The organism is Micromonospora inyonensis (assembly GCF_900091415.1).
Lineage (GTDB): Bacteria > Actinomycetota > Actinomycetes > Mycobacteriales > Micromonosporaceae > Micromonospora > Micromonospora inyonensis.
Genome location: NZ_FMHU01000001.1, coordinates 737,635 through 763,963, shown reverse-complemented (window position 1 = coordinate 763,963; position 26,329 = coordinate 737,635). Strand labels below are relative to the sequence as shown.

Genomic DNA, 26,329 nt, shown 5'->3' with positions numbered 1-26,329 from the left:
TCGTCCTCCTCAGTCTTCCCGGTACCGGAAGAACCGGAAGTTGACGATGCTGATCACGGCGAGGGCGAGCGCGAAGAGGATGCTCATCGCGGCGGCCCGGCCCGCGTCGTTGTCCCGTAGCCCCTCGTCGACGATCCGCCAGACCACCGTCCGGGTCTCCTCGCCGGGTGCGCCCTGGGTGATCAGGAAGGACTGGCCGAAGACGTTCGCCGAGGCGAGGATCGTCGTGGTCAGCACGAAGAGCATGACCGGGCGCAGTCCGGGGAGCGTGACGTTGCGGAACCGGTCCCAGGCGCTCGCGCCGTCCATCTTCGCCGCCTCGTACAGCTCGGGCGGGATGTCCTGGAGACCGGCCAGGTAGATCACCGCGTTGAACCCGGAGGTCCACCAGACGGTCACCCCGACCAGGGACACCCACGCCCACGGCACGTCGGTCACCCAGGGTGTGTCCGACGGCAACCCGACCGCGCCGAGCAGCCGGTTGACCAGGCCGAGGTTGGCGTCGAGCAGGAACCGCCAGAGCAGGCCGATCACCGCCACGCCGAGCACGTACGGGGCGAAGTAGACCGCCCGGAAGAACGTCCGGCCGGGGAACTGCTCGTTGAGCAGCAGCGCCAGCCCGAGCGGGACGACCATCAGCAGCGGCACCGAGAAGAGGGTGAAGATGCCGGTGGCCCGGACGCTGGACCACCAGTCCCCGTAGATCGCCGAGTCGCGGGAGAACAGGTCCTGGTAGTTGTCCAGCCCGACGAAGGGGCGGTTCGGCAGCTGGAGGTCCCACTGGTGCAGGCTAAGCCAGAGCCCGAACAGGACCGGGGCCAACCCGAAGACCAGGAACAGGAGGAGGTACGGCGCGAGGAAGAGGTACGGGGTGGTGGCCCGGCCGCGCCGGCCCGCCTCCCGGCGTCCCCGCCCGGCCGCCGGGGGCGGCGCGTCCGAACGCGCCGCCCCGACCGTGCCGATGCCGGCCACGGCCGCCTCAGTTCCCGTACTTCTTGCGGTTGTCCGCCAGCTGCTTGTCGGCCTTGGCGACGCCGTCGTCCAGCGCCTGCTTCGGCGACTTCTTGCCGAGCACCGCCTCGTTGAACGAGGAGTAGAAGGTGGTCAGCACCTCGCCGATACCCGGCGCGGCGGGCGGGAAGGCCGCGTACTCGATCTCGGGGGCGAGCGCGCCCACCTCGCTGAGCGCCTTGAAGCCGGCGTCCTCACGGACCGCCTTGCGGGCGGGCACCTGGCCCCCGGCGGCCCAGTCCAGCGAGTGCTGGCCCAGCCAGTTGATGAAGACCTTCGCCCCGGCCACCTTGTTGGCGTCGGTGCTGCGCTGCTTGACGATGGTGAAGTTGTGCGAGTTGGCCCAGGCCGCCGGCTTGCTGCCGATCTGGGGCAGGGGCGCGACCCCCCACTGCACGTCGGTGCTCTTCTTCAGGTCGTTGATCTGCCAGATGCCGTTCCAGTTGAAGGCGTTCTTGCCCGCCTTGAACGCCAGGTAGTCGGCGTCCTGGCCGACGTTGGCCGGGGAGTGCCCCTGCTTGATCATGTCGACCAGCCAGGTGCACGCCTCGACCGCCGGGTCGGAGTTGAAGGTGGCCTTCGCGACGTCGGCGTCGAAGAGCGTCCCGCCCAACTGGTGCAGCACGGAGTAGAAGGTCATGCCGCCGGTGAACTGGAACGGGCTGACCCAGAATCCCTGGACGCCGGACTTCTTCAACTCGGTCAGCGCGGCGGTGTAGTCGTCCCGCGTGGTCGGCGGCTTCTCCGGGTCGAGGCCCGCCTTCTGCAAGACGGCCTTGTTGTAGTAGAAGCCGAGCGGGTGCATGTCCAGCGGGATGCCGTACCGCTTCTTGTCGTAGAGGCCGCCGGCCCAGACCGTCGGGGCGAAGTCGGCGTCGGTCAGCTCCAGCGCCTTCGCCACGTCGTCCAGCTCGGCGATGACGCCCCGGGCGGCGAAGGTGGCGAGCTGGTCCATGTGCATCACCGCGATGTCCGGTCCGGAGCCGCTGGGGACCGCGCCGGGGAGCTTGCTGTAGTAGTCCTCCCACTGGTACGTGGTGACCGTCACCGCGATGTTCTTGTGCTCGGCATTGAACTTCTCGACGAGCTTCTTGAAGATGTCGCCGTCGCCGCCGGTGAAGCCGTTCCACAGCTTCAGGTCGACCTTCGGGCCGGTGTAGTCCTTGCCGCCGTTGCCCGAGGCCGTGGTGGAACCGTCGTCGCCGCCGCAGCCCGCCAGGGCGAGCGTGGCCGCGGTGCCGAGCCCGACACCGAGGCCGAGCAGGCGGCGTCGGCTCATCTCGTTGCGCATCATGGTGTTGTCTCCTTGGGGCGGAAATGGCCTGCTCCGGCGGAAACCGGCCCGGACCGTGGTCACAGCTCTGGTCCGGATCGGTGGTGGAGCTCGTCGAGGCCGGTGGTGGAGTTGGTCGGGGGTGGCGTGACGGACCCGGTCAGGACCGGGTGGCGAAGCGCAGCACGTTCCAGGAGACGGCGGGCAGCGCTACGGTGCACCGGCCGCCGTCGACGGTGGGGATGCTGGTCCCCCGGGGCGTGACCCGGTCGGGCTCGGCCTCGGTGTTGCACGCCGTCGGGTCGTCCATGGCGGCGAGGGTCAGGTGGGATCGACCGGAGGGCCGGGCCAGGCTGCGCAGGTCGAGGTCCAGCGCGAGGTCCGTATCGCCCCGGTTGACCGCGAACACGGTCAGCTCGCCCCGCTCCTCGTCGTGCACCGCAACGGTGTCCAGCACCGGCACGTCGCCGTAGCGGGCGGTGGAGTAGGTCGGGGCGACCGGCTCGGTGCGGAGCACCGTGCCACGGGCGTACCGGGCGGTGAGCGCGAACGGGTGGAAGATGCTCTGCCGCCAGGCCGGTCCACCGGTGCGGGTCCGGATCGGCGCGATCACGTTGGCCAGCTGCGCCTGGCAGGCCACACCGACCCGGTCGGCGTGGCGGAGCAGGGTGATCAGCAGGTCGCCGACGACCACCGCGTCCACGGCGGTGAAGGTGTCCTCGATCAGCGCCGGGGCCTCCACCCAGCCGCGTCGGTCCAGGTCGGCCTGGAGACGGGACTGGTACCAGACGTTCCACTCGTCGAAGGAGATCTTGAGCTTGCGCCGGTGGCGCTGCTTGGCCGCCACGTGGTCGGCGGTGGCGACCACCTCGCGGATGAAGTTGTCCATGTCGACCGCCGAGGCCAGGATGCTCGCCTGGTCGCCGTCGGACGGGTCGTAGTAGGTGTGCGCGGAGATGTAGTCGACGTGCTCGTAGGTGTGCTCCAGCACGGTCGCCTCCCAGGAGGCGAAGGTGGGCATCCCCCGGTTGGAGCTGCCGCAGGCGACCAGGCTGATCGAGGGGTCGACCAGCTTCATCGCGCGGGCGGTCTCGGCGGCCAGTCGGCCGTACTCGGCGGCGGTCTTGTGGCCGACCTGCCAGGGCCCGTCCAGCTCGTTGCCGAGACACCAGAGCCGCACCCCGTACGGCTGCTCCGCGCCGTGCTTGCGCCGCAGGTCGGACCAGGCCGTGCCGCCCGGGTGGTTGGTGTACTCCAGCAGGTCGCAGGCCTCCTGCACACCCCGGGTGCCGAGGTTGACCGCCATCATCGGCTCCACCTGGGCCCGCGCCGCCCAGGCCATGAACTCGTGGAGACCGAAGGCGTTGGTCTCGATCGTCTTCCAGGCCAGGTCGAGCCGGCGCGGCCGGTCGCCGGCCGGGCCGATGCCGTCCTCCCAGCGGTAACCGGAGACGAAGTTGCCGCCGGGGTAGCGGACCACCGAGACGCCCAGTTCGCGGGTGAGCGCCAGGACGTCGGTGCGGAACCCGTCGTCGTCGGCCTCGGGGTGACCGGGCTCGAAGACGCCCCCGTAGACGCAGCGCCCCATGTGCTCGACGAACGATCCGAAGAGTCGGCGGTCCGCCGCGCCGATCGCGAAGGCGGGATCGATCGTCACCTGAGCGGTCCGCAAGGGGGCCACCTTTCCTCGTCGCCTGACTTCCTGATCGCCTGACTGCGGGAAGTGACCGTGGTCACTCGCCTGTCCGACTTTCTACAACGTTGTAGGCAACGTTGTAAAGAGCTGGTGGCACGGTAAAGTGCCTCGCAGAACGGGGTCGGGAGGGTGGCGAGGTGCGGCACAGGCTCAAGGACGTGGCCGAGAAGGCCGGTGTGTCCGTGAAGACCGTATCCAATGTCGTCAACGGATACCAGCATGTCCGGCCAACCACCCGCGCCCGGGTCGAGCAGGCGATCGCGGAGCTGAACTACCGGCCCAACCTCTCCGCCCGCAACCTGCGCAAGGGGCGTACCGGAGTGATCGCCCTCGCCGTGCCGGAGCTGGACATCCCCTACTTCGCCGAGTTGGCCCGGCACGTCGTGGTCGCCGCCGCCGAGCAGGGCTGGACGGTGCTGATCGACCAGACCGGCGGTAGCCGGGAGCAGGAGCGGGTGGCCGCCAGCGGCATCGGCGACCACCTCATCGACGGGCTGATCTTCAGCCCTCTGGCCCTCACCGCCGAGGACCTCACCGGGCTGGACGGCACCCCGATGGTGCTGCTCGGTGAACGGGTGGACCACGGACCGGCCGACCACGTGATGATCGACAACGTGGCCGCCGCCCGGGAGATCACCGCCCACCTGGCCGGTCTCGGTCGCCGCCGGATCGCCGCGATCGGCTCGCAGCGCACCGTCGAGGGGGCCAGCGCCCGACTCCGGCTCGCCGGCTACCGCGCCGCGCTCACCGACGCCGGCCTCGGCTACGACGAGCGGCTGGTCGCCCCCGCGCCGGTCTGGCACCGCGCCGACGGCGCCGCCGCCATGCGGGACCTGCTCGCCTCGGGGATGCGTCCCGACGCGGTCTTCTGTTTCAACGACACGCTCGCCCTGGGCGCGCTGCGCGCCCTGCACGAGCACGGACTGCGGGCACCCGAGGACGTCGCGGTCGCCGGCTTCGACGACATCGAGGACGGCCGGTTCTCGGTCCCCACCCTGAGCACCATCGCGCCGGACAAGGAACGCATCGGCCGGCTCGCGGTGGAGTTGCTGGTCGGCCGGATCGAGGGCGACCGGAGTGCGCCGCCCCGGACGCTCACCGCCCCGTACCGGCTCGAACTCCGGGAGAGCACTCTCGGCCGGTGACTGCAGGGGCCCCTTGTTACCGCTTTCTGTCGAGCAGGGGACCCCTGCAGGCAGGCGACCTGCCCCGGCCGGCGGCTCCGGAGGCGGCACAGCGGCCCCGTCCTCCCGGGGTATCCGTCCGCCTAGTCGAAGAACCGGGCCAGGTGGGACGGCTCGGGGCCCGGCTCGTCGGCGGCGAGGGGCGTCAGGTCGGCGAAGATCGACGCCCCGTCACAGCCGACGTGCAACGGATACCAACGTGGCGTACCGGGCGGGCGCTGCCCGCAGATTCCCTTGATCGTCTGGACGTCGAGCAGCCGTACGTGGGTCGGGTCGGCGACCGCGTTCACATGCCGCCACCAGGGGCTCATCACGTGCAGGACGCCTCCGGGCCGGAGCACCCGGTGGCACTCGTCCACCAGCGGCAGGAAGTCGACCATGTGCTCCAGGATGTGCACCGCGAAGAGGACGTCGATCGAGTGGTCGGCCAGCGGCAGCGACCCGGAGAGGTCCGCCACCGCGTCCACGCCGGGAGCGGGGAGGATGTCCAGCCCGAGATTGCCCGGGTACTGCTTGGTGCCACCACAGCCCAGGTCGACGACGACCGGTGCCCGGCCGCCGACGGTGACCCGCGACCAGACCCCGAACACCCCGGCGAGCCGGCCGACCCGCTCGCGGACCAGCCGCAGGTCGGTTGCCGACGGCACCTCACCGGTCAGGTGGGCCACACCCCGGTCGAACCGTACGTCGACCGCCAGGTCGCGCAGGCGGTCGTCGTGCCGGGCCTGGTCCGTCCACGCCCCGGTGAGGAAGACGTCGATCGCCCTCAGCCGCTCGGCCGAGGGCGGTGCCTGTGCCAGCGCGACCATGCGGGCCACCTCCCGCCGCCCGTTACCCGCATCCGCGCCCGGTATGCACCGTCGCCATCGGGCCCGTCACGTGCCGGGTCAGCCGCTGATGCCGCGCCGGCCGCTCCGCCCGGCCCCGCGTACCCGCTGCCGGGGCGCGAGCGGTGCCTTCGGACGTTTGAGGTGGTAACGGTGCAGTTCGTGGTTGCCGGGCAGCGACGGGTCCTCGCTCATCGCCACCAGTTCCCAACCCTGGTCGCCGGCCCGGTTCAGGTGGGCCAGCGCGGTGTCGCCGTACGGCGTGACGTCGACCAGGGTGCCGTCCGGCCCGTACCAGTGGAAGGTGATCTCCCAGCCGATGTCGTCGCTGGCCGCCTGGCGCCGTCGCACCAGCAGTGCGTACTCCCACCTCAGCATGTATCGATTGTGACCCGCCGGTAGCCGGCCCGCACGGATCAGAGCTCGGCGATCCGTCCGCCGTCGGCGTGCAGCCGGCGGTTGGTCTCGATCGCCTCCAGCATCCGCCGGTCGTGGGTGACCAGGAGCAGCGTGCCGGGGTAATCCGCCAGCGCCGACTCCAACTGCTCGATCGCGGGCAGGTCGAGGTGGTTGGTCGGTTCGTCCAGCACGAGCAGGTTCACCCCGCGCCCCTGGAGCAGCGCGAGCGCCGCCCGGGTCCGCTCGCCGGGGGAGAGGGTGGCCGCCGGCCGCAGCACGTGGTCGGCACGCAGGCCGAACTTGGCCAGCAGGGTCCGCGCGTCCGCCGGGGACATCTCCGGTACGGCGGCCCGGAAGGCGTCCAGCAGCGGCTCGTCACCGACGAAGAGTCCCCGGGCCTGGTCGACCTCGCCGACCACCACCCCCGGCCCGAGCGAGGCGTGCCCGGACTCCAGCGGCACCCGGCCGAGCAGCGCCGCCAGCAGCGTCGACTTGCCCGACCCGTTCGCCCCGGTCACCGCCACCCGGTCGGCCCAGTCGATCTGGAGGTTCACCGGGCCGAGGGTGAAGCCGCCCCGGCGTACCACCGCGTCGCGGAGCGCGGCCACGACGGCGCCAGCGCGGGGCGCGGCGGCGATCTCCATCCGCAGTTCCCACTCCTTGCGCGGCTCCTCGACCACCTCCAGCCGCTCGATCAGCCGCTCGGTCTGCCGGGCCTTGGCAGCCTGCTTCTCGCTGGTCTGGCCCCGGAAGTGCTTGACGAACTTGTCCGGATCGGTGGCCTTGCGTCGGGCGTTGCGCACGCCCTTCTCTATCCAGGCGCGCTGGGTGCGGGCCCGTTCCTCCAGGCCGGCGCGGGTGTCGGCGTACTCCTCGTACTCGGCGCGGGCGTGCCGGCGGGCCACCTCGCGCTCCTCCAGGTACGCGGCGTACCCACCGCCGTAGTGCCTGACCTGCTGCTGGTGCAGGTCCAGCTCCAGGATCCGGGTGACCGTGCGGGTCAGGAACTCGCGGTCGTGGCTGACCAGCACCGTGCCGGCGCGCAGTCCGCTGACGAACTCCTCCAGCTTCGCCAGCCCGGCCAGGTCGAGGTCGTTGGTCGGCTCGTCGAGCAGGAAGACGTCGTACCGGCTGAGCAGCAGCGAGGCCAGCCCGGCGCGGGCCGCCTGCCCGCCGGAGAGCCCGGTCATCGGGTGCTCCAGGTCGACGCCGAGCCCCAGCTCGGCGGCCACCTGCTCGGCGCGTTCGGCCAGGTCGGCACCGCCGAGGGCGAGCCAGCGCTCCAACGCCTCGGCGTACGCGTCGTCGGCACCGGCCGCCCCGGCGGTGAGCGCCTCGGTCGCCTCGTCCAGCGCGGCCTGCGCGGCCGTCACGCCGGTACGACGGGCGAGGAAGTCGCGGACCGACTCGTCGGGGCGACGTTCCGGCTCCTGCGGCAGGTGTCCGACGTTCGCGGTGGGCGGGCTCAGCGTGACGCTGCCGGCCTCCACCGGCTGTAACCCGGCGAGGGTACGCAGCAGCGTCGACTTGCCGGCTCCGTTGGCCCCGACCAGGCCGATCACGTCGCCGGGAGCCACCACCAGGTCCAGCCCGGCGAAGAGCAGCCGGTCGCCGTGCCCGGCGGAGAGGTTCTTGACGATCATCGTGGCGCTCATCAGGAGCCGAAGCCTAGTCCTCCGATGTCCCATGAGCCGAGCGGATTAGGCAGACTGTCGGCCGTGGTGACCACGTTGGCGATCGACTGCGGTGGCGGCGGCATCAAGGGCACGGTGCTCGACGAGGCGGGGACGATGCGTGCCCGGCCGCTGCGGGTGCCCACGCCGTACCCACTGCCGCCGAGCCTCTTCGTCAAGACCCTGCTGGACCTGGCCGGGCGGTTGCCCACCGCCGACCGGCTGACCGTGGGCATGCCCGGGATGCTCCGGCACGGGGTGGTGGTGGCCACCCCGCACTACGTCACCCGCTCCGGACCCCGCTCCCGGGTCGACCCGGACCTGCTGGCCGAGTGGACCGGGTTCGACGTGCGTACCGCGCTCTCCGACGCCTTCGGCGTGCCGGCGCTGGTCCTCAACGACGCCGAGGTGCACGGTGCAGGGGTGGTGGCCGGCAGCGGGTGCGAGCTGGTGCTGACCCTCGGCACCGGGCTCGGCTGCGCCCTCTTCGACGGCGGGGCGCTCGCCCCGCACCTGGAGCTGTCCCAGGCCCCGGTGCGCTGGGGGATGACCTACGACACCTACATCGGCGAGCCGGAGCGCCGCCGGCTGGGCGACGGCTTCTGGTCCCGAAGGGTCCGACAGGTGGTGGACGGGCTGCGTCCGGTGTTCCGCTGGGACCGGCTCTACCTGGGAGGCGGCAACTCCCGACTGATCCGTCCCGAGCAGCTCGCGCGGATGGGCGAGGACGTGGTGGTCGTACCGAACACCGCCGCCCTGGTCGGTGGGGTCCGTGCCTGGCAGCTCACCCCGCCCCGTCCCGTCGACGGGCATCCGGCGGCCTGACCGGGCGGGAACACCCGCCACCCCTGCGGTGTTTGTGCCAGCGTCGGATGAGGACCGGACGGCGGGACACGAGGGGGTGGGTCGAATGGACCTTCTGGCGGAGTACCGGCGGGCGACCATGTTCTTCGAGGCCGGGGACCCGACCGGAGCGGCCCGGCTGTTGGAGCCGATCGTGGCGGCCGAGCCCGGCAACGCCTCCGTACGGCAGCTGCTGGCCCGCGCGTACTTCCAGTCGGCTCAGCTCGGCCGGGCCGAGGAGCAGCTCCGGGTGCTGGTCGACCAGGACCCGAGCGACCACTATGCCCACCACGTGCTGGGCCGCACCCTGGAGCGGCTGAACCGCCCGGCGGACGCGCTGCGGCACCTGCGCATCGCCGCGGCGATGTACTCGGCGAACGACGACTACCGCAGGGCGCTGGACCGGGTCGAGTCCCGGGTCGGCGGCAACGCGCGCTGATCCCGGGGCGGTGGGGTCGACCTACGATTGGTCGGCAGGAAGCCTGCCCGTCCGGCCGGGGTGTCCGCGAACACGGACACCCCGGCGGACGGACGGCACGACACTCGACCGGGGCGTGGCATGAAACTGAAGCTGGACCTGCACGACATCTTCAACAAGGGCCACGACATCGACCGCGCGCTGCGCGGGATCATGGACGAGGCGGTGGCGAAGAAGGCCACCCTGGTCGAGATCATCCCCGGCAAGGGCTCCGGCCAGCTCAAGAAGCGGGTGCTGCGGTTCCTCGACCAGAAGGACGTCAAACAGCTCTACCACCGGGTCGAGAAGGACTCCAAGAACTTCGGCCGCCTCTTCGTCCACTTCCGCTGGAAGTAGCTTCCACGATCTTGTTTACCGAGGGGCACAGGCCGATGGTACTACGGGCGGTACCACGCAGCCATGCTTCAAGGGGACACCTGTGCATACCAGCGCCAGGAGCATCCGCCGTCCATCCGGCATCACCCGGGCGAGGCGCGGGGTGAGCGCGCGGGGCGCGGCCGCGCGGGAGTGGGGAGTCCCGGGGGCTAGAGGTGGTGGGTTTGGGCTACGGCGAGCATTTCGGAGGTGTGGGAGCCGACCACGCCGACGTCCTTCGGACGGGGGCGGAAGCCGGGCAGGGCGGCCAGGCCGTCGCTGGCGTCCATGGCGCGCAGCGCCACCCGCTCCGCCTTCGGCGTGACGGTCAGCGTGATCTCCGCACCCTCCGGCGGCGGGGCGTGGAAGACGAGCCCGACATCCCACCGCTGCTCGCCAGCGATCCGGTCGAAGTGGACCGGCCGGCCGCCCACCACCATCGACTGCACGGTGGCCGTGTTCGCGTCCAGGTGCAGGGTGGCCAGGCGTACCTGCCGTTGCGGCGTGAGCCGCAGCCGCAGGGTGCGGGTGGTGCCGGCGCGGGTGTCGGCGAGCACCTCGACCTTCGGCGCGGGCAGGTCGGCCCGGGGAGCCGGGCCGGTCAGCAGTTCCGCGTCACCGAGGCCGGGGAAGTCGTCGTCGACGCGTTCCGTCCCGTCCACGTACCCGTCGGTCCAGGGTTGCGGGTCGGTCTCGTGGCTGAGCCAGCGGGCCTGCCCGGTGCCGGCGTCGAGCGCGTACATCAGATGGGTCGGAACCGGGTGCGCGGCGTCGAAGCGGTCCACGCTCAGGCCCACCGCGGCGAAGACCACCGCGGCGAGCGTCGCGGCGAGCGCGGGCAGCGCGCCCCGGCGGCGGGCCCGCGCGGCGGCCATGCCCCGGGCCCCGCCGGCCTGCGGGTGCAGCAGGTCCACCACGGGGAGCGCGGCGAGCCCGAGCATCGTCGTGAAGAGCGCGGCGACGGCACCCATGCCCATGCCGAGCGCCGGGAAGAGCAGCACCACCGTGGGGAGCAGCACCAGCACCCCCACCGCCGCCCCGGCGGTCACCGCGACCACCGGCCCGGGGCCGGCGATCCGGGTGGCCAGGGCGACCAGGCCGGCGACCGCGCCGGCCAGGGCGGGCAGGGTCGCCAGGTACGACCCGCCGGGCGCGACCAGGGCGAGCACCACGCCGACCAGGGCGAGCCAGCCCAGCCCGCCGACCGCCAGCGCGGCCGGACCGACGGCGCGACGGGTCAGCGCGTACCAGCCGAAGAGGACGGCGCCAGCGAGGGCCGCCACCGCGAGCCGGTACCACCCCGGGCGGTACGGGTCGAGCAGCTCGGCGTGGCCGGGGCGGACGGCGAGCACCGCCGCCCAGAGCAGCCAGGCAGCGAGCGGGGCGACCACGAGCGGCACCGCCGCCAGCCCGAAGCCGGCGGCGAGCCGGGGCAGGCTGGTCCGGCCGCGTCGGCGGGCCGCCCAGCCCAGCGCGGCGACGGCCAGCAGCCCGGCCAGGGCCAGCGGCCAGGTCAGCCAGCCGGGGTGGCGGACCAGGCCCCCGGGCACCGGGAAGTAGGTGGCGTCGTGCGCGGCGTCCAACGTGTCCAGGTCGGTCCGGCCGAACTCCCGGGCCAGCGCGAGCACGTTGTCGCCGTGGTGCTGGAGGCTGCCCCGGTCCATCGACTCCGGGGTGTCCAGCGGGGTGTGGTAGATCGCCCCGCCGTCCAGGTAGGCCGAGTTCAGCCCGACGAAGCCCTCCTGGAGGAAGGCGGTGAAGTCGGTGTCGTTGGGCAGCAGCCGGTAGACCTCCACGGCGAACGAGGTGCCCACCGGGTGCGGCGCGGCCCGGCCGAAGGTGCCCACCAGGGCAGCGTTGCGCCGGGAGGTCTCGAACATGATCACCGGGCGGTCCGGCCGCGTGCCTCCAGGTTGAGCACCACCCCGCCGTCGGCCGCGAGCGGATGCTCGGCGGCGAACGCGGCGGCCCCGCAGAGACACGCCTCCTCGGCGTCGGTCAGCACGAACACGACGTCGTTGCGGAGTCGGGGGCCGCTGGTCAGCGCGCGGGCCGCCTCCAGGATCGCCGAGGTGCCGGCGGCGTCGTCGTTGCCGCCCGGCCCGGACTGCACCGAGTCGTAGTGCGCCACCAGGAAGACTCGACCGGTCGGATCGGTGCCGGGGAGCCGGGCCACCACGTTGCGGACCCGGGCCATCGTGGTGCCGCCAGCGGACCCGCTGAGCTGCCCGGCCTCCGGCGCGACGGTGTCCTGCACCGACGTCTGGAGGCCGAGCCCGCGCAGGGTCCGCTCCAGGTGGGCGCGGACCCGGTCGTTGGCCGGGCTGCCGGCCGGGTGGGTCTCGGCGGCCACCACCTCGACGTGCTCGTACGCCCGGGGTGGCGCTGAACTCGGCGGCCGGAGCGTCGGCCGGGGCCGGTGCGGGCGTACGAAGGTCGAGCAGGGTGCCGGCGACGACCGCGACGAGCACGGCGAGCGCGGCCACGGCGGCGGCCGGTCGGCGACGCGGCCGGGCCAGCGCCCGGTCGGCGGCGGGGGTGGCAGGCGGTGCGCCCACTGGGGTCTCCTCGCGGGGGTGGGGCCGGGGTGGGATCATCCTGCCCCGCCCGGGCCCCGGCGGGAGAGGCGTGACCGTCCGGTTCGGTCGGAGCAGGGCGGTGTGGTCCGGTGGGAGCGGGCCCGGTCCGCCTGAGCAGGCCGTCGCCGACCGGCACGACGAGGGGTCGTTTTGTCCGCCGGTGCGCAGTGACGGAGTCCATCCCCGCCCATGCCGCAGCCGTCGTGTTGTGTGCGACCGTTGTCTAATACAGGATCAGCAGGGCACTCGGAAGGAGCCCGACATCAGTAGTGATCTTCCGCGTCTCGCGGCGGTGACCCGGTCCGTGCCGGGGACGGGGCTGTCCCGATCCACCGTCGCGCCGCTGGCGTACCCGCACGGCGGTCTCGGGCGGCACCCGACGCTGCCGCCGGGCGAGCGGTTGCGGGTCCTGCTGGTCGAGGACGACGAGGGCGACGCGTTCCTCGTCGGTGAGCTGCTCGCCGAGACCAACTCGATGATCGAGCTGCTGGTCGCCACGAGCCTGAGCGAGGCCCGGCAGCGGGTGCTCGGGGTCGACTGTGTCCTGCTGGATCTCGGCCTGCCCGACGCCCAGGGCCTCGACGGCCTGCGTCAGGTCCTCGACATGGCCGGCGGCGCCGCGGTCTGCGTGCTCACCGGCCGCTCCGACGAGCACCTGGGCATCGTCGCGGTCGCCGAGGGCGCACAGGACTACCTGGTCAAGGGCACGGTCGACGGCGTGTTGCTGACCCGCGCGCTGCGCTACGCGGTCGAGCGGAAGCGGGCCGACGAGAACGCCCGCCGACTCCGCGAGGTGGAACTGCGGCAGGCCGAGTCGGCCCGCCTGGAACGTGGCCTGCTGCCGACGCCGCTGCTGATGGAGCGCGACCGGATCGCCGTGCACACCTTCTACCGGCCGGGCCGGCACGCCGCCCTGATCGGCGGGGACTTCTACGACGTGGTGCAGACCCGACCGGGCCGGATCGACCTGATCGTCGGCGACGTCTGCGGACACGGCGTGGACGAGGCGGCGCTCGGCGTGGAGTTGCGGGTCGCCTGGCGTGCCCTGATCCTCGCCGGGGTGCCCGACGACGAGGTGCTGCCCGCCCTGGAGCAGGTGCTGATGAGCGAACGCCGGCTCCAGGAGATCTTCGCGACCGTCGCCACCGTCTGCCTGGACCTGGACGCCAACCGGGCCACCGTACGGTTGGCGGGGCACCCCCCGCCGCTGCTGATCGCGGGGGGTAGGGTCGCGCCGGTCCCTGCCCCGGGCGGCCTGCTCCTCGGCGTACGCCCCCGCCGGCCCGTTGCCTTCGACCTGGAGTTCTCCACCGATGACTGGTCCCTGCTGATGTACACCGACGGTCTGATCGAGGGACGCGTGGGTGACGGCGAGGAGCGACTCGACGTCCCGGGGCTGAGCGCACTGGTCGGTGATCCGGCCAACCAGTTGGTGCCCCTGCCCGAGCTGCCGGGCTGGCTGGTCGGCCGGGCCGAGGAGATCAACGGGGGCCCGCTCGCCGACGACGTGGCGATGCTGCTGGTGAGCCGGGGCGGTGGCCGGTGACGGCGGTCGGCCGGGGTTGGACGCTGCGGCAGCGGGTGGTCGGTCTCCTGGCGGTGGTCGGCGTGCTGCTGATCGGCCTGGCCGCCGCCGAGGCGACGGTGGCGGCCCGGAACCGGTCGCACACCGACGCGTTGCTGACCAGGACCGGCCCGCTGCGCGTCCAGGCGCAGGAACTGCTCAACGCGCTCCTCGACCAGGAGACCTCGGTCCGTGGGTACGCGGTCAGCGGCGACCGGCAGGATCTCGTGCCGTACGACGACGGCGTCAGGCAGGAACAGAAGCTGATCGAGTCGATCGGCCGGCTCGTCGACGACTACCCCGGCATCCGGCGGGAACTGGACGTCGTCCGCGCGCAGGCCGAGCAGTGGCGGCGAACGGTGGCCGTACCGGTCATCACCACGGTGCAGCGGGACGGGACCACCGCCGCGCAGGGTCTCATCGACGACCGGACCCGGCAGCAGTTCGACCAGGTGCGCGCCTCGGTCGCCCGGCTGGACGCCGGGATCATCGCCGAGCGGGAGGCCAACGCCCGGAGCATCCGGCAGACCGGCAACCTGCTGGTCGTCCTGCTCGTCATCGCGGCGCTGGTGGTGGTCGTGGCCGGCGCGCTCCTGCTGGTCTCGCTGGAACGGATGGTCGTCCGGCCGCTGACCGGCCTGGCCGACCAGGTGCGGGAGGTCGCCGAGGGCGACTACCAGCACCACATCAGCGGATCCGGGCCACCGGAGTTCCAACAGCTCGCCGACGACGTCGAGGCGATGCGGCGCAAGATCGCCAAGGACCTGACCGAGGTCCGGGAGGCCCGGGAACGGATCGAGTGGGTCAACACGCAGCTCCAGAAGCAGGCCGAGGAGCTGGTCCGCTCCAACCGCGACCTGGAGCAGTTCGCCTACGTGGCCTCGCACGACCTCCAGGAGCCGCTGCGCAAGGTGGCGAGCTTCTGCCAGCTGCTCCAGCGCCGCTACGCGGGGCAGCTCGACGACCGCGCCGACCAGTACATCGCCTTCGCGGTGGACGGTGCGCAGCGGATGCAGCGCCTGATCAACGACCTGCTCGCCTTCTCCCGGATCGGCCGCCTCACCACCGGCTTCACCGAGGTGGACATGAACAAGGTCATGGCGGACGTGGCGGGCCAGACCGAGGTGGCCCGGCAGCAGGCCGAAGCCGAGCTGACCTGGTCGGAGCTGCCCACCATCCGGGGTGAGGAACCCCTGCTGACCAACCTCCTGACCAACCTGGTGAGCAACTCGGTCAAGTTCCGCCGGCCGGACGTGCCGCCGAGGGTGCACGTCTCGGCGCGGCTGGTCGACGACGAGTGGGAGATCACCTGCCAGGACAACGGCATCGGGATCGAGCCGGAGTTCGCGGACAAGATCTTCGTTATCTTCCAGCGGCTGCACTCCAAGGACGCCTACCCCGGTACGGGCATCGGCCTGGCGATCGTCAAGAAGATCGTCGAGTACCACGGGGGCCGGGTCTGGGTCGACACCGACACCGAGGAGGGCACCGCCATCCGGTTCACCCTCCCGGCGCTGCCCGGAGACGTCGAGGCCGCACGGGCGGCGGCCGAGGAGCCGGACGGGGACACCGGGGCGACCGAGGGCGACGAGTCGCCCGGGAGCACCGACGCTGGGGAGGGCGTGCCCGCCCGTCCCACCGACATGGACGACACGGCAACGACCGGGCCGACCGCCGACACCGCTCGGGACGCTGACGACCAGCGTCCGGACCAGGCGACGAGCGGCAGGACGGATGGCGCGAGGGAGACAGTGGGATGACCGCTCCGGCGGACGGCAGGAGCCCGATCGAGGTCCTTCTCGTGGAGGACGACCCGGGCGACGTGTTGATGACCCAGGAGGCGTTCGAGGAGCACAAGCTCCGCAACCGGCTGACCGTCGTCTCCGACGGTGCCGAGGCGCTCGCCTACCTGCGGCGCGAGGGCCAGTACGCCGACGCGGTGACGCCGGACCTGATCCTGCTCGACCTGAACCTGCCCCGGCGGGACGGCCGGGAGGTGCTGGAGGAGATCAAGAAAGACGACGCGCTCTGCCGGATCCCGGTGGTCGTGCTCACCACCTCGCAGGCCGACGAGGACATCCTCCGCAGCTACCAGCTGCACGCCAACGCGTACGTGACCAAGCCGGTCGACTTCGAACGGTTCATCTCGGTGGTCCGGCAGATCGACGAGTTCTTCGTCAGCGTGGTCAAGTTGCCGCCGCGTGGCTGACGACGCCCTGCTCGACGCCGTCGGTGACCTCCTCCGCGAGACCGCCGAGCGGATCGTCGTGCCGCTGTTCCAGCGTCTCGACGACCACGAGATCACCGAGAAGGCCCCGGGCGAGGTGGTCACCGTAGCCGACCGGCGGGCCGAAAAGACGATCTCCGAGGAACTGCTCCGGTTGCGTCCCGGTTCGGTGGTGGTCGGCGAGGAGGCCGTCGCCGCCGACCCCGCGCTCCTGGAGCACGTGCGTGGTACGGGTGACGTCTGGCTGGTCGACCCGCTCGACGGCACCGCCAACTTCGCCGCCGGACGGCGACCGTTCGCCCTGATGGTGGCCCTGCTGACCGATGGCGAGCCGGTGGCGTCCTGGATCCTCGACCCGCTGGCCGACACCCTGGCCGTGTGCCGGGCCGGCGCGGGCGTACGCCTGGGCGACCGGGCGGTCGACACGACCGCGCCGGTGCCGTCCCCCGGTGAGCTGCGCGGTGCGGCGATGAGCCACTACCTGCCGCCGTCGATGCGGTCCCGGGTGACGGCCGGGGGCCAGCGGCTCGGCGAACTCCTGCCCGGCCTGCACTGCGCCGGCCGGGAGTACCTCGACGTGCTCGCCGGCACGCAGCACTTCGTCCTCTTCTGGCGGACGTTCCCCTGGGACCACGTGCCCGGCGCACTGCTGGTCCGGGAGGCCGGCGGGGTGGTCCGCCGGTTCGACGGCACCGACTACGATCCGGCCGTCGACGACCACGGGCTCCTGGTCGCCGCCAACGAGCGGATCTGGGACGAGGTGCACGCCGCGTTGCTCGCCGACTGACGGCATGCCCGGGTCCGCGACCCGGGCCGTCGCCGGCTCGGCCGGCGGCCGGCGGTCCGGTATTGTGACCGGCGGTCCCCGCCGGGGACGCACCCGGGGCCGGAGCCCCGCGTCCACCAGGCCCCGGCTGACGAGAGGACATCGACTTTCGTGCGCAGGACGGCTCTCCACCGGTGTCGTGGCCTCCGGTCACTGGTCGCGCTGCTCGCCGTGGTGGCGCTGGTGCTGGGTGGGCCCGCCCCGGCCCACGCCGAGCCCGGTGAGGGCGGCACCAAGGCGCTGCGGGACGCGTTGGAGGCCAGCGCCAAGGGGCATCTCGAGGCCACCGCCAAGCTGGAGAACTCCAAGAAGCGGCAGATCCTGCTGGCCGCTGAGGTGAAGAAGATCGAGTCGAGGCTGGTCGGGCTGACCGCCCAGGTGGCCGAGGTGGCCGTCCAGTCGTACAAGCAGGGGCGGCTGACCGCCACCGGGCTGCTGTTGCAGAGCAGCGCGCCGGAGGACTTCCTCCAGCGGGCCGCCGAACTCGACGTGATGGCGCAGCGCGACGCCCGGCGGGTGCGGGCGCTGACCGAGGAACGTAACCGGGCCGACCGGGCCAGACTGGCCATCGACGCCGAGGTCCGCGAGCAGCTCAAGCAGGTCAACCTGCTGGCCAAGAAGAAGCGGGAGGCCGAGCGGGCGCTCGCCGCGGTCAGCTCCGGCCCCAGCGGCGGGTTCGGCAGCGGCGGCTCCGCCTCGGCCCGGCCGGCGCCGCGCAACCCGGACGGCTCCTGGCCGTCGGAGTCCTGCTCGGTGAACGACCCGACCACCTCGGGCTGCATCACCCCGCGCACCCTCAACGCCCTCCAACAGGCCCAGTCGGCCGGCTACCGCCGGCATGTCTCCTGCTACCGCAGCGGCGGGTCCGGCGAGCACCCGAAGGGGCGGGCCTGCGACTTCTCCGCCGCGACGAACGGGTTCAAGGACGAGACGGCGACCGGCGGGGACAAGGACTACGGCGACCGGCTGGCCGCCTGGTACGTGCGCAACGCCAGCCGCCTCGGCGTGCTCTACGTGATCTGGTACCGGCAGATCTGGCACCCGGGCACCGGCTGGCGGGCGTACGGCGGCAGCGGCAGCCCGGCCGCCGACCACACGAACCACGTTCATCTCTCCATGTACTGACCGTTTTCACCAGGAACGCTGCGTACCATCGCAGCGGTGAGTTCCCCGAAGTCCCACGTCCACGTCGACGTCGCGCCGCCCGCGCCGGTCACCGGTCGCGCGCTGCCCAACGGCCTCGCCGCGTTCCTGGTCTTCTTCGCCAGCGGGGCGGTCCTGGTGCTGGAGACCGTGGCCCTGCGCCTGGTCGGCCCGTACGTGGGGGTCACGCTCCAGGTCACCAGCTCGGTGATCGGGATCGCGCTGGCCGCCATCGCGTACGGCGCGTGGACCGGCGGTTGGCTCGCCGACCGTCGGGACCCGCGTCCCCTGCTCGCCCCGGCGCTGGTGCTGGCCGGCATCGCCACCGCGGTCACCCTGCCGGTGGTCCGGTACGCCGGTGAGGTGCTGCGCGGCGGCGCGGCGAGCGCGATCCTGCTGCTCGTCGCGGCGGCCGTGTTCGTGCCGGCGGCGCTGCTGTCGGCGGTCAGCCCGCTGGTGGTGAAGCTCCAGCTCGCCGACCTGCGTCGGACCGGGCAGGTGGTCGGACGGCTCTCCGGGATCGGCACCCTCGGCGGGATCACCGCCACCCTCGCCACCGGGTTCGTCCTGGTGGCGGCCCTGCCCAGCTCGGTCATCATGGTCGGCCTGGCGGTGGCGCTCGGCCTGACCGGGGTCGCCCTCGGTGTCTACCTGCGCCGACAGGACCGCACCGGGCTGCCCGGTCCGGCCCGCGTCCGGGCCGCGGTGGCGGTGCTCGGGCTGGCCGGGGCGGGCCTGGCCGCCGTCGCGCCGGACCCGTGCGACGTCGAGACCGCGTACCACTGCGCGTCGGTCGAGGTGGACGACAGCCGGCCGAGCGGCCGGACGCTGCTGCTCAACTCCGCCCAGCACTCGTACGTCGACCTGGCCGACCCGACGCACCTGGAGTTCGAGTACACCCAGTGGATCGGGGCGGTCGCCGACGTGGCGGCCCCGGCCGGGCAGCGGTTGGACGTGTTGCACGTCGGCGGGGGTGGCTTCACCATGCCCCGGTACCTGGCCGCCACCCGGCCCGGCACGGACAACCTGGTCTTCGAGATCGACGGGGGACTGGTCGACCTGGGTCGGGCGGAGCTGGGGCTGCGGACCGGCCCGGAGCTGCGTGCCGAGGTGGGCGACGCCCGGATGCTGGTCGCCGGGGAGCCCGCCGCCAGTCGGGACCTCGTGGTGGGGGACGCCTTCGGCCACCTGGTGGTGCCGTGGCACCTGGCGACCCGGGAGATGGCCGCCGAGATCCACCGGGTGCTCCGGCCCGGCGGGATCTACGTGCAGAACGTCATCGACTACCCGCCGCTGCGCTTCATCCGTGCCGAGGTCGCCACCGTGGCCGCCGAGTTCCGGCACGTGGCGCTGATCGCCCCGCCGGCCGCGCTGCGGGGCGAGTACGGGGCCAACTTCCTCATCGTCGCCTCGGACGAGCCGCTGCCGCTGACCACGGTCGAGGAGCGGCTCGCCCCCCTCGACCAGCCGACCCGGCTGCTGTCCGGGGCCGACCTGACCGCGTTCGTCGGTGACGCACTGGTGCTGACCGACGACTACGCGCCGGTCGACCAGCTTCTCGCCACCGCCTGAGCGCAGCCGCCCGCCGCCCGGAGCGTCTCCGGTTGGTGACGATCCTGACCGATTTTGCCGGGCTCGGTGTAACTTTCCGCCCCGGCGGGCAACAGGTGTTGCCATGGGCGGAGGGGTCAGGAAAGGCGCGCAACTGCTGGGAGACCGGTACCGGCTGATCGAACAGATCGGCGCGGGTGGCATGTCGGTGGTCTGGCGCGGCTACGACGAGGTGCTCGGTCGCCAGGTGGCGGTGAAGGTGCTCGCCTCCCGGCTGGCCAGCGACCGGTCGTTCCGCCACCGGATCCGCACCGAGGCGCAGTCCGCCGCCCGGCTCGTCCACCCGCACATCACCAACGTCTACGACTACGGCGAGTCCGAGCAGGTCGGGCTGACCGTCCCGTACGTGGTCATGGAGCTGGTCGACGGTCCGCCGCTGACCGCCCGGCTGGGCCGGGACCGGAGCCTGCCCTGGCGGGAGGCACTGGCCATCGCCGCCGAGACGGCCGCCGCGCTCGCCACCGCGCACGCCCGGGGCGTGGTGCACCGGGACGTCACCCCGGGCAACGTGATGCTCACCGCGACCGGGGTGAAGGTCGTCGACTTCGGCATCTCCGCCCTGGTCGGCGAGAGCGAGAAGGGACCGGACGGCACGCTGCTCGGCACCCCGGCGTACCTCGCCCCGGAACGGCTGGAGAACGGTCAGGTCTCCCCGGCCACCGACGTGTACGCGGTGGGGCTGCTGCTGTACCGGATGCTGACCGGTCGGCTTCCCTGGGAGGCGAACACCACCACGCAGATGCTGCGTGCCCACATGCACACCGACCCGGAGCCGATGCCGCCGGTGCCCGGGCTCCCCGACGACGTGGTCGAGCTGGTGCGCCGCTGCCTGGCGAAGCGTCCCGAGGACCGGCCGTCCAGCGTGGAACTGGCCCGTACCCTCGCGGAGGCGGCCGGGGTGGCTGCCGTCGTACCGGTGTCGCCGGCCGGGCCGTCCGACCCGGGGCTGCTGGCGGCCGCCAACACCACGATCCTGCCCTGGTCGGCGGCGACCGACGCGCTGCCGCTGTCGGTGAGCCGGTCGCGACGCGTCGCGGGTCGGCGACGGCGGCAGGCGCAGGCGGGCGCGGTGGCGGCCGGACTGCTCGCGGTGACCGGCGTGGTGTGGGGGATGAGTGGCCAGCAGGCGGCCAACGGCGACCAGGTCACCCCGGACGAGGCCCGGCTGGGGCTCGACCGCCCGGCCCCCTGCACGGTCAGCTACGCGTTGCGGCGCGACGACGGCCGGACCTTCGCCGCCGACGTGACCCTGACCAACACCGGTTCGGCCGAGCTGCGGGACTGGACGATGCGCTTCACCCTGCCGGGCGACCAGACGGTCGCCGGCCCGAACCCGACAGTGGTGCGTCAGCAGGACCGGATCGTCGAGGTCCGGCCCGCCGCCGCAGGGGCCACGCTGGCCCCCGGTGCCGCCGAGAAGGTCACCCTGACCGGCCGGTACGCCGGGGCGAACCCGCTGCCGGTGCGGTTCCAGCTCGGCGAGGACACCTGCGAGGTGCAGGTCGCCGGGGTGGCCGGCACCTCGCCCACGCCCACCCCGCCCCCGGCGGTCACCCCGGCCGGCGGTGGCACGACCCGGTCCGGCGGTTCCACCACGACCGGCACCGGCACCGGCACCGGCACCGAGAAGCGGGAGAAGAGCGACAAGAGCAACAAGGGTGGAGAGACCGGCGGCGACAGCGGAAAGAGCGGTGGGGGAAAAAAAGAGCAGAGCCCGGAACCGGAGCCGTCCGTGACGGAGCCGGAACCGGAACCAAGCGCAACGCCAAGTCCTGACGACACCGGCGGTGACGGAGGAGACGACGGCGCTGGCGACGGCGACCAGAGTGGCGACGGCGGCGGCGACGAGAGCGGCGACCCGGCCGGGGGGTGAGGCCCCGGGAGCTTCCCGGTCGGCCTCAGGTCATCCCGGCGAAGCGTCCGACCTGCTCGATGCTGCCCTCGACGATGAGCAGAGAACCCTCGGTGAGCACCGTCGCCGGCGTGGCGTACTCGAACCGCTCTCCGGGCAGCTTGGCCCCGACCACCATGACGCCGAAGCGGTCGTCCGGCGCGACCTCGGCCAGGGCACGGCCGATCAGCGGCTGCGGCACCCGAACCTTGGCGATGGCGAAGTCGTCGCCGAACTCGATGAAGTCGAGCATCTTGCTGACGATCAGGTGGGCCACCCGCTCCCCGGTCTCCGCCTCGGGGAAGACCACGTGCTGCGCGCCGACCGCGGAGAGGATCCGGGCGTGTTTACGGGAGGTGGCACGGGCCCAGATCGTCGACCCGCCGACCTCGGTGACCGCGAGCACGGTGAGGACGCTCGCCTCCACCGCCGCCCCGATGCACACCACGACCCGCTCGTAGTCGGCGATGCCGAGCTGGCGCAGCGCGGTCTCGTCGGTCGAGTCGGCCTGCACCACCTGGTCCAGCTGGGACGACCACCGCTGCACGGTCTGCGGGTCGCGGTCGATGGCGAGCACCTCGTGACCGAGTTGGGTCAGGGAGGCGGCCAGGTAGGTGCCGAACCGGCCCAGCCCGACCACCACGACGCCGTGGCTCTTTCCGCCGTTGCCTCTAGCCGACAATGGGTTGCTCCTCCGGGTACCGGTACAGCCGTCTGCGGGTGTTCAACGCGATCGCCGAGCCGAGGGTGAGCGTGCCGACGCGGCCGATGTACATGAGCACGATCAGGGTGAGCTGACCGGCGGACGGGAGTGTCTGCGCGACGCCGGTGGAGAGCCCGGTGGTGCTGAACGCCGAGGTCACCTCGAACAGCGCCCGGTCGTAGCTCACCCCCTCGGTCAGCAGGATCAACGTCACCGTGCCGGCCACCACCAGCGCGACGCTGAGCAGGGCCACGGTGAGTGCCTGGCGTTGGCTCGCCGAGGCCAGCCGGCGTCGTCCGACGGTGACGTCCGGCTCGCCCCGCAGTTCGGCCCAGATGCAGAAGGCCAGCAGGAAGAAGGTGGCGACCTTGATACCTCCGGCGGTGCTGGCGCTGCCGCCCCCGACGAACATCAGGGCGATCAGCAGGGGGAAGCTCGCCTCGTCCAGCCCGTTGACGTCGACCGTGTTGAACCCGCCGGTGCGGATGTACGCGTCCTGGGTGAAGGCGGCCAGCGCCTTGCCCTCCCAGCCGAACGGGCCGAGCGTGCGCGGGTTGGCCCACTCGGCGGCCAGCAGGACGGCGAAGCCGACAAGCAGCAGCACCAGGCTGCCCCAGACGGTCAGCTTGGTGCTGACCGTCCAGCGGCCCGGCCGTCGCCAGCCCCGGGTGGCCTCGAACAGCGCGGGGAAGCCGAGCCCTCCGATGATCGTGCCGAAGGCCAACGGCAGCGTGACCCACCCGTCGTGCGCGAACCCGACCAGATTGTCGGAGTAGAGGGAGAAGCCGCCGTTGTTGAACGCCTGGACGGCGTGGAAGAAGCCGTACCAGATGGCCCGGCCCGCCGGGTAGTCGTAGCCGACGGCGAAGCGCAGGGCCAGGACCGCGGTCATCACGGCCTCGCAGACCAGCATGGTGAGACCGATCCTGAGCAGCACCCGCCGTACGTCACCGATGCCGAACTCGGCAGTCTCCGCCTGTACCAGCAGCCGGGTGCGCAGCCCCAGTTGCCGAGCCACCACCAGGACGACCAGCGTCCCGCCGGTGAGGATGCCCAGGCCGCCGAGCTGGGTCAGCACTGTGATCATCACCAGCCCGACCGGGGTCCAGTAGGTCGGGGTGTCCACCACGACCAGCCCGGTGACCGACACCGCCGAGGTGGCGGTGAACAGGGCGGTGACGAACGGGGTGTACCGGTGCTCCTCGGTCGCCGGAGGCAGCATCAGCACGCCGGTGCCGAGCAGGATCGCGACCAGGAAACCCAGGGGCACGATCCGCACGGGGTGACGGAGAAGCCGGCGCACCAGCCAATCTTCGTGGCCCACCCCGCTCCCGGGTGCGGAAACGGCCATCCCTGACATTCACCTGCCGGTCAGGCGGAGACCAACTCCCGGTCGTCCGTCGCCGCTTGGCTGGTCGCGATCCCCCTCGATGACAGGAGACGGCGTTGCGACGTACCCTTTCCGCCCTCGGTGTGGCCGGCGCGCTGCTCACGGTCGCGGTGGCCGTGCCCACCGCCACGGCCGTCGGGGCCGAACCGCAGGCCCGCCCGGACCGGTCGCGGGCCACCGACCGGCCGGTCGTGATCGCCCACCGTGGGGCGAGCGGCTACCGGCCCGAGCACACCCTGGAGGCGTACCGGCTGGCGATCCGGATGGGCGCGGACTACATCGAACCGGACCTCGTCCCGACCCGGGACGGCGTGCTGGTCGCCCGGCACGAGAACGAGATCTCCGGGACGACCGACGTGTCCGCCCGCCCCGAGTTCGCCGCCCGGAAGACCACCAAGACCATCGACGGCGTCGCGGTGACCGGCTGGTTCACCGAGGACTTCACCCTCGCCGAGCTGAAGACGCTGCGCGCCAAGGAGCGGTTGCCGCAGGTCCGGATGACCAACACCGCGTACGACGGCCGGTTCGAGGTGCCTACCCTCCAGGAGGTCGTCGACGTGGCCCGCGAGGAGGGGCGGAAGCGGGGACGGGTGATCGGCGTCGCCCCGGAGACCAAGCACCCCACCTACTTCGCCTCGATCGGGCTGCCCCTGGAGGAGCCGCTGGTCGAGGTGCTCCGGGCCAACAAGCTGACCAGGCCCAATTCGCCGGTGGTCATCCAGTCCTTCGAGACGGCCAACCTGCGCAAGCTGGACAAGATGGTCGACGTCAAGCTGGCCCAGCTCCTCGACGCGTCCGGCCGCCCGTACGACTTCACCGTCGCCGGGGACCCGCGCACCTACGCCGACCTGGTCACGCCGGCGGGCCTGCGCTGGATCGCCGGGTACGCCGACATCGTCGGCGCGCAGAAGAACCTGATCGTGCCCCGGGACGCGGCCGGCCGGCTGCTCGCGCCGACCACCATCGTCCGGGACGCGCACCGGGAGAAGCTGGACGTGCACGCCTGGACGTTCCGCGCGGAGAACCAGTTCCTCGCCGTCGACCACCGCATCGGCACCGACCCGAACGCCCGGGGCGACATCACCGCCGAGTACGAGCTGTTCTTCCGGCTGGGCCTGGACGGCGTCTTCGCCGACCACCCGGACACCGCCGTCGCCGCCCGCGCCGGCCTGTCCTGACCCGCCCGACCCGGCTTTCCTCCTGCTGGCCCGCCACCCGACCGCCCGGGTGGCGGCCCAGCCCCCGTCTTCACCTCCGACGTTTCGTCCTGGCCGTCGCCCGCAGCTCTGTGCCCCGTCGCTGCGGTTCGCCTCGGTGATGGTCTCCGCCGGCCGCCAGGGTGGGTATGCGGGTTGAACGCTGTGGAGCTGCCCCGTCTGTGCGACCAGGTCGCCGGGCCGATGCCTCACGGGAAAATCGTCCGAACACGCCACGTCACGCTTCCCATGCGTACTGATGTTCGACACGATGTGCTTCGAGGCAAGAGGAGGGTGTATGGCCGACAAGAGTGCGATCGAGTGGACGGAAGCCACCTGGAACCCCACCACCGGCTGCGACAGGATCTCTGCGGGTTGCGACAACTGCTATGCGTTGACGCTGGCCAAGCGGCTCAAGGCGATGGGGTCGGCCAAGTACCGAACCGATGGCGACCCGCGCACCTCCGGTCCGGGCTTCGGCGTTGCTCTTCATCCGGACGCCCTGGCTGTCCCACTGCGGTGGCGTGAGCCCCGCACGGTCTTCGTCAACTCGATGTCCGACCTCTTCCACGCGCGCATTCCTGTTACGTACGTCCGGCAGGTCTTCGACGTGATGCGGGAAACTCCTCGGCACACCTACCAGGTGCTCACCAAACGAGCAGCGCGGTTGGCGAGGCTCGCACCCCAACTCGAGTGGCCGTCGAACGTCTGGATGGGCGTCAGCGTCGAGGACGACAGCCAGCGCGACCGGCTCGACCATCTCCGTAAGGTGCCGGCGGCCGTGCGGTTCGTCTCGGCCGAACCGCTGCTCGGTTCGCTGCCCGGCCTCGACTTGGTCGGCATCGACTGGTTGATTGCCGGGGGCGAGTCCGGCCAGGGGTGCCGGCCGATGGATCCGGCGTGGGTCAGGGACCTGCGGGACCAGTGCGTCAGTGCGGGTACGGCCTTCTTCTTCAAGCAGTGGGGTGGGCGCACCCCGAAGGCGGGTGGCCGATCGCTGGACGGACGCACCTGGGACGAGATGCCTCAGCCTCGCCTGTTGGCGGAGTCCACCACCGTCGCGACCACCGTCCCGCCGGTCGTGTCGATCCGCACCTCACACGGTGCGGGCGGGGTCACCACGCCCTCGCCGAACGGGGCGCTCATCAGGTGGTTGACCGGGGCCATCGTCCAGTGCGGCGGCAGTGCGTCGCGCAGCTCGGCAGGGCTGCCCATGACCTTGACCCAGGTGCCCGGGGCGGTCAGGCGTCGGCCGAGGTCGTTCAGTACCGCCGCGTCGAGGCGGTGCAGCACGTAACGCACCCGGTGGCCGGGTCGTCCCACCTCGGAGAGATTGCTCGACAGTTTCGTGAACCACGAGGCACTCCCGGCCGTGAGTCAGGTGGGAGCACGTGGTTCCGGTACTAAGTTCCACGTCGCGCCCGGCTCGCCGATCACCGGGAGCTGTCCGCCGCATGTTCG

General features: G+C 72.3%; 20 protein-coding genes and 2 pseudogenes. 13 read left to right on the top strand and 9 right to left on the bottom strand.

Annotation, left to right across the window (positions count from 1 at the left end; genetic code table 11):
* Positions 1 to 9 precede the first annotated feature (9 nt).
* The 3 genes from GA0074694_RS03330 to arfA all read right to left on the bottom strand — a co-directional run bounded on the left by GA0074694_RS03330 (position 10) and on the right by arfA (position 3,956).
* On the bottom strand, positions 10 to 972 hold the full coding sequence (locus GA0074694_RS03330; RefSeq protein ID WP_091452220.1) for a carbohydrate ABC transporter permease: 963 nt from the start codon (positions 970 to 972) through the stop codon (positions 10 to 12).
* 7 nt (positions 973 to 979) lie between these two features.
* A complete protein-coding gene (locus GA0074694_RS03325) occupies positions 980 to 2,305 on the bottom strand; it encodes an ABC transporter substrate-binding protein (protein ID WP_091452217.1) in 1,326 nt (441 codons plus the stop codon).
* Positions 2,306 to 2,444: 139 nt separating this feature from the next.
* Positions 2,445 to 3,956 (bottom strand): arabinosylfuranosidase ArfA, encoded by a 1,512-nt coding sequence (gene arfA / locus GA0074694_RS03320; protein WP_091452214.1) that lies wholly within the window; start codon positions 3,954 to 3,956, stop codon positions 2,445 to 2,447.
* Positions 3,957 to 4,117: 161 nt separating this feature from the next.
* Here arfA and GA0074694_RS03315 point away from each other — a divergent pair, with 161 nt between their 5' ends.
* Positions 4,118 to 5,125 carry a LacI family DNA-binding transcriptional regulator gene (locus GA0074694_RS03315; protein ID WP_091452211.1) on the top strand — a complete coding sequence of 336 codons (1,008 nt, stop codon included), beginning with the start codon at positions 4,118 to 4,120 and terminating at the stop codon, positions 5,123 to 5,125.
* Between the two features lie 122 nt (positions 5,126 to 5,247).
* On the opposite strand, the gene GA0074694_RS03310 is transcribed toward GA0074694_RS03315, so the two are convergent.
* The 3 genes and pseudogenes from GA0074694_RS03310 to GA0074694_RS03300 form a co-directional block, all read right to left on the bottom strand.
* Positions 5,248 to 5,973, bottom strand: a complete 726-nt coding sequence (locus GA0074694_RS03310; protein ID WP_091452207.1) for a methyltransferase domain-containing protein — start codon at positions 5,971 to 5,973, stop codon at positions 5,248 to 5,250.
* 150 nt (positions 5,974 to 6,123) lie between these two features.
* Positions 6,124 to 6,369, bottom strand: a pseudogene (locus tag GA0074694_RS03305) (hypothetical protein); the annotation flags it as partial.
* A 38-nt stretch (positions 6,370 to 6,407) separates the two neighbouring features.
* Entirely contained in the window at positions 6,408 to 8,045 is a 1,638-nt protein-coding gene (locus tag GA0074694_RS03300; RefSeq protein WP_091452202.1) for an ABC-F family ATP-binding cassette domain-containing protein, read from the bottom strand.
* A 63-nt stretch (positions 8,046 to 8,108) separates the two neighbouring features.
* Here GA0074694_RS03300 and GA0074694_RS03295 point away from each other — a divergent pair, with 63 nt between their 5' ends.
* The 3 genes from GA0074694_RS03295 to GA0074694_RS03285 all read left to right on the top strand — a co-directional run bounded on the left by GA0074694_RS03295 (position 8,109) and on the right by GA0074694_RS03285 (position 9,720).
* Positions 8,109 to 8,888 (top strand): ROK family protein, encoded by a 780-nt coding sequence (locus GA0074694_RS03295; protein ID WP_091452198.1) that lies wholly within the window; start codon positions 8,109 to 8,111, stop codon positions 8,886 to 8,888.
* Positions 8,889 to 8,973: 85 nt separating this feature from the next.
* Complete coding sequence (locus GA0074694_RS03290) at positions 8,974 to 9,345, top strand: tetratricopeptide repeat protein (protein ID WP_091452195.1); 372 nt, start codon at positions 8,974 to 8,976, stop codon at positions 9,343 to 9,345.
* Positions 9,346 to 9,465: 120 nt separating this feature from the next.
* Complete coding sequence (locus GA0074694_RS03285) at positions 9,466 to 9,720, top strand: Smr/MutS family protein (RefSeq protein ID WP_013736060.1); 255 nt, start codon at positions 9,466 to 9,468, stop codon at positions 9,718 to 9,720.
* Between the two features lie 188 nt (positions 9,721 to 9,908).
* On the opposite strand, the pseudogene GA0074694_RS03280 reads toward GA0074694_RS03285, so the two are convergent.
* Positions 9,909 to 12,296 (bottom strand): annotated as a pseudogene (locus tag GA0074694_RS03280) (M28 family peptidase).
* 313 nt (positions 12,297 to 12,609) lie between these two features.
* On the opposite strand from GA0074694_RS03280, the gene GA0074694_RS03275 reads away from it, so the two are divergent.
* The 7 genes from GA0074694_RS03275 to GA0074694_RS03245 all read left to right on the top strand — a co-directional run bounded on the left by GA0074694_RS03275 (position 12,610) and on the right by GA0074694_RS03245 (position 21,561).
* Positions 12,610 to 13,863, top strand: a complete 1,254-nt coding sequence (locus GA0074694_RS03275; protein ID WP_176737760.1) for a PP2C family protein-serine/threonine phosphatase — start codon at positions 12,610 to 12,612, stop codon at positions 13,861 to 13,863.
* On the top strand, positions 13,860 to 15,641 hold the full coding sequence (locus GA0074694_RS03270; RefSeq protein ID WP_091452192.1) for a sensor histidine kinase: 1,782 nt from the start codon (positions 13,860 to 13,862) through the stop codon (positions 15,639 to 15,641). Before GA0074694_RS03275 ends, GA0074694_RS03270 begins: the two co-directional genes overlap by 4 nt.
* Positions 15,638 to 16,090, top strand: a complete 453-nt coding sequence (locus GA0074694_RS03265) for a response regulator (protein ID WP_091452189.1) — start codon at positions 15,638 to 15,640, stop codon at positions 16,088 to 16,090. Before GA0074694_RS03270 ends, GA0074694_RS03265 begins: the two co-directional genes overlap by 4 nt.
* Positions 16,083 to 16,895 carry an inositol monophosphatase family protein gene (locus GA0074694_RS03260; protein WP_091452183.1) on the top strand — a complete coding sequence of 271 codons (813 nt, stop codon included), beginning with the start codon at positions 16,083 to 16,085 and terminating at the stop codon, positions 16,893 to 16,895. The genes GA0074694_RS03265 and GA0074694_RS03260 overlap by 8 nt, the downstream gene beginning before the upstream one ends.
* 150 nt (positions 16,896 to 17,045) lie before the next feature.
* The gene (locus tag GA0074694_RS03255) at positions 17,046 to 18,059 is read left to right on the top strand and encodes a coiled-coil domain-containing protein (protein ID WP_091452180.1); all 1,014 of its coding nucleotides are present in this window, start codon (positions 17,046 to 17,048) and stop codon (positions 18,057 to 18,059) included.
* Between the two features lie 36 nt (positions 18,060 to 18,095).
* Positions 18,096 to 19,649 (top strand): fused MFS/spermidine synthase, encoded by a 1,554-nt coding sequence (locus GA0074694_RS03250; protein WP_091452177.1) that lies wholly within the window; start codon positions 18,096 to 18,098, stop codon positions 19,647 to 19,649.
* 103 nt (positions 19,650 to 19,752) lie between these two features.
* Positions 19,753 to 21,561 (top strand): serine/threonine-protein kinase, encoded by a 1,809-nt coding sequence (locus GA0074694_RS03245; RefSeq protein ID WP_091452176.1) that lies wholly within the window; start codon positions 19,753 to 19,755, stop codon positions 21,559 to 21,561.
* 25 nt (positions 21,562 to 21,586) lie between these two features.
* On the opposite strand, the gene GA0074694_RS03240 is transcribed toward GA0074694_RS03245, so the two are convergent.
* Together GA0074694_RS03240 and GA0074694_RS03235 are read right to left on the bottom strand one after the other, a co-directional pair.
* Positions 21,587 to 22,261, bottom strand: a complete 675-nt coding sequence (locus tag GA0074694_RS03240) for a potassium channel family protein (protein ID WP_091452173.1) — start codon at positions 22,259 to 22,261, stop codon at positions 21,587 to 21,589.
* The gene (locus GA0074694_RS03235; protein ID WP_342670915.1) at positions 22,251 to 23,633 is read right to left on the bottom strand and encodes a TrkH family potassium uptake protein; all 1,383 of its coding nucleotides are present in this window, start codon (positions 23,631 to 23,633) and stop codon (positions 22,251 to 22,253) included. Before GA0074694_RS03235 ends, GA0074694_RS03240 begins: the two co-directional genes overlap by 11 nt.
* A gap of 95 nt (positions 23,634 to 23,728) precedes the next feature.
* Here GA0074694_RS03235 and GA0074694_RS03230 point away from each other — a divergent pair, with 95 nt between their 5' ends.
* Together GA0074694_RS03230 and GA0074694_RS03225 are read left to right on the top strand one after the other, a co-directional pair.
* A complete protein-coding gene (locus GA0074694_RS03230; RefSeq protein WP_091452166.1) occupies positions 23,729 to 24,850 on the top strand; it encodes a glycerophosphodiester phosphodiesterase in 1,122 nt (373 codons plus the stop codon).
* A 277-nt stretch (positions 24,851 to 25,127) separates the two neighbouring features.
* Complete coding sequence (locus GA0074694_RS03225; RefSeq protein ID WP_425413577.1) at positions 25,128 to 26,165, top strand: DUF5131 family protein; 1,038 nt, start codon at positions 25,128 to 25,130, stop codon at positions 26,163 to 26,165.
* Positions 26,166 to 26,329 lie beyond the last annotated feature (164 nt).

Excerpts from the sequence above, each read along its gene's own strand:
- GA0074694_RS03235 (WP_342670915.1), bottom strand. The coding sequence starts at position 23,633 with ATGGCCGTTTCCGCACCCGGGAGCGGGGTGGGCCACGAAGATTGGCTG.
- GA0074694_RS03245 (WP_091452176.1), top strand. The coding sequence starts at position 19,753 with ATGGGCGGAGGGGTCAGGAAAGGCGCGCAACTGCTGGGAGACCGGTAC.
- GA0074694_RS03310 (WP_091452207.1), bottom strand. The coding sequence starts at position 5,973 with ATGGTCGCGCTGGCACAGGCACCGCCCTCGGCCGAGCGGCTGAGGGCG.
- GA0074694_RS03225 (WP_425413577.1), top strand. The coding sequence starts at position 25,128 with ATGTTCGACACGATGTGCTTCGAGGCAAGAGGAGGGTGTATGGCCGAC.
- GA0074694_RS03285 (WP_013736060.1), top strand. The coding sequence starts at position 9,466 with ATGAAACTGAAGCTGGACCTGCACGACATCTTCAACAAGGGCCACGAC.
- GA0074694_RS03265 (WP_091452189.1), top strand. The coding sequence starts at position 15,638 with ATGACCGCTCCGGCGGACGGCAGGAGCCCGATCGAGGTCCTTCTCGTG.
- GA0074694_RS03325 (WP_091452217.1), bottom strand. The coding sequence starts at position 2,305 with ATGATGCGCAACGAGATGAGCCGACGCCGCCTGCTCGGCCTCGGTGTC.
- GA0074694_RS03290 (WP_091452195.1), top strand. The coding sequence starts at position 8,974 with ATGGACCTTCTGGCGGAGTACCGGCGGGCGACCATGTTCTTCGAGGCC.
- GA0074694_RS03300 (WP_091452202.1), bottom strand. The coding sequence starts at position 8,045 with ATGAGCGCCACGATGATCGTCAAGAACCTCTCCGCCGGGCACGGCGAC.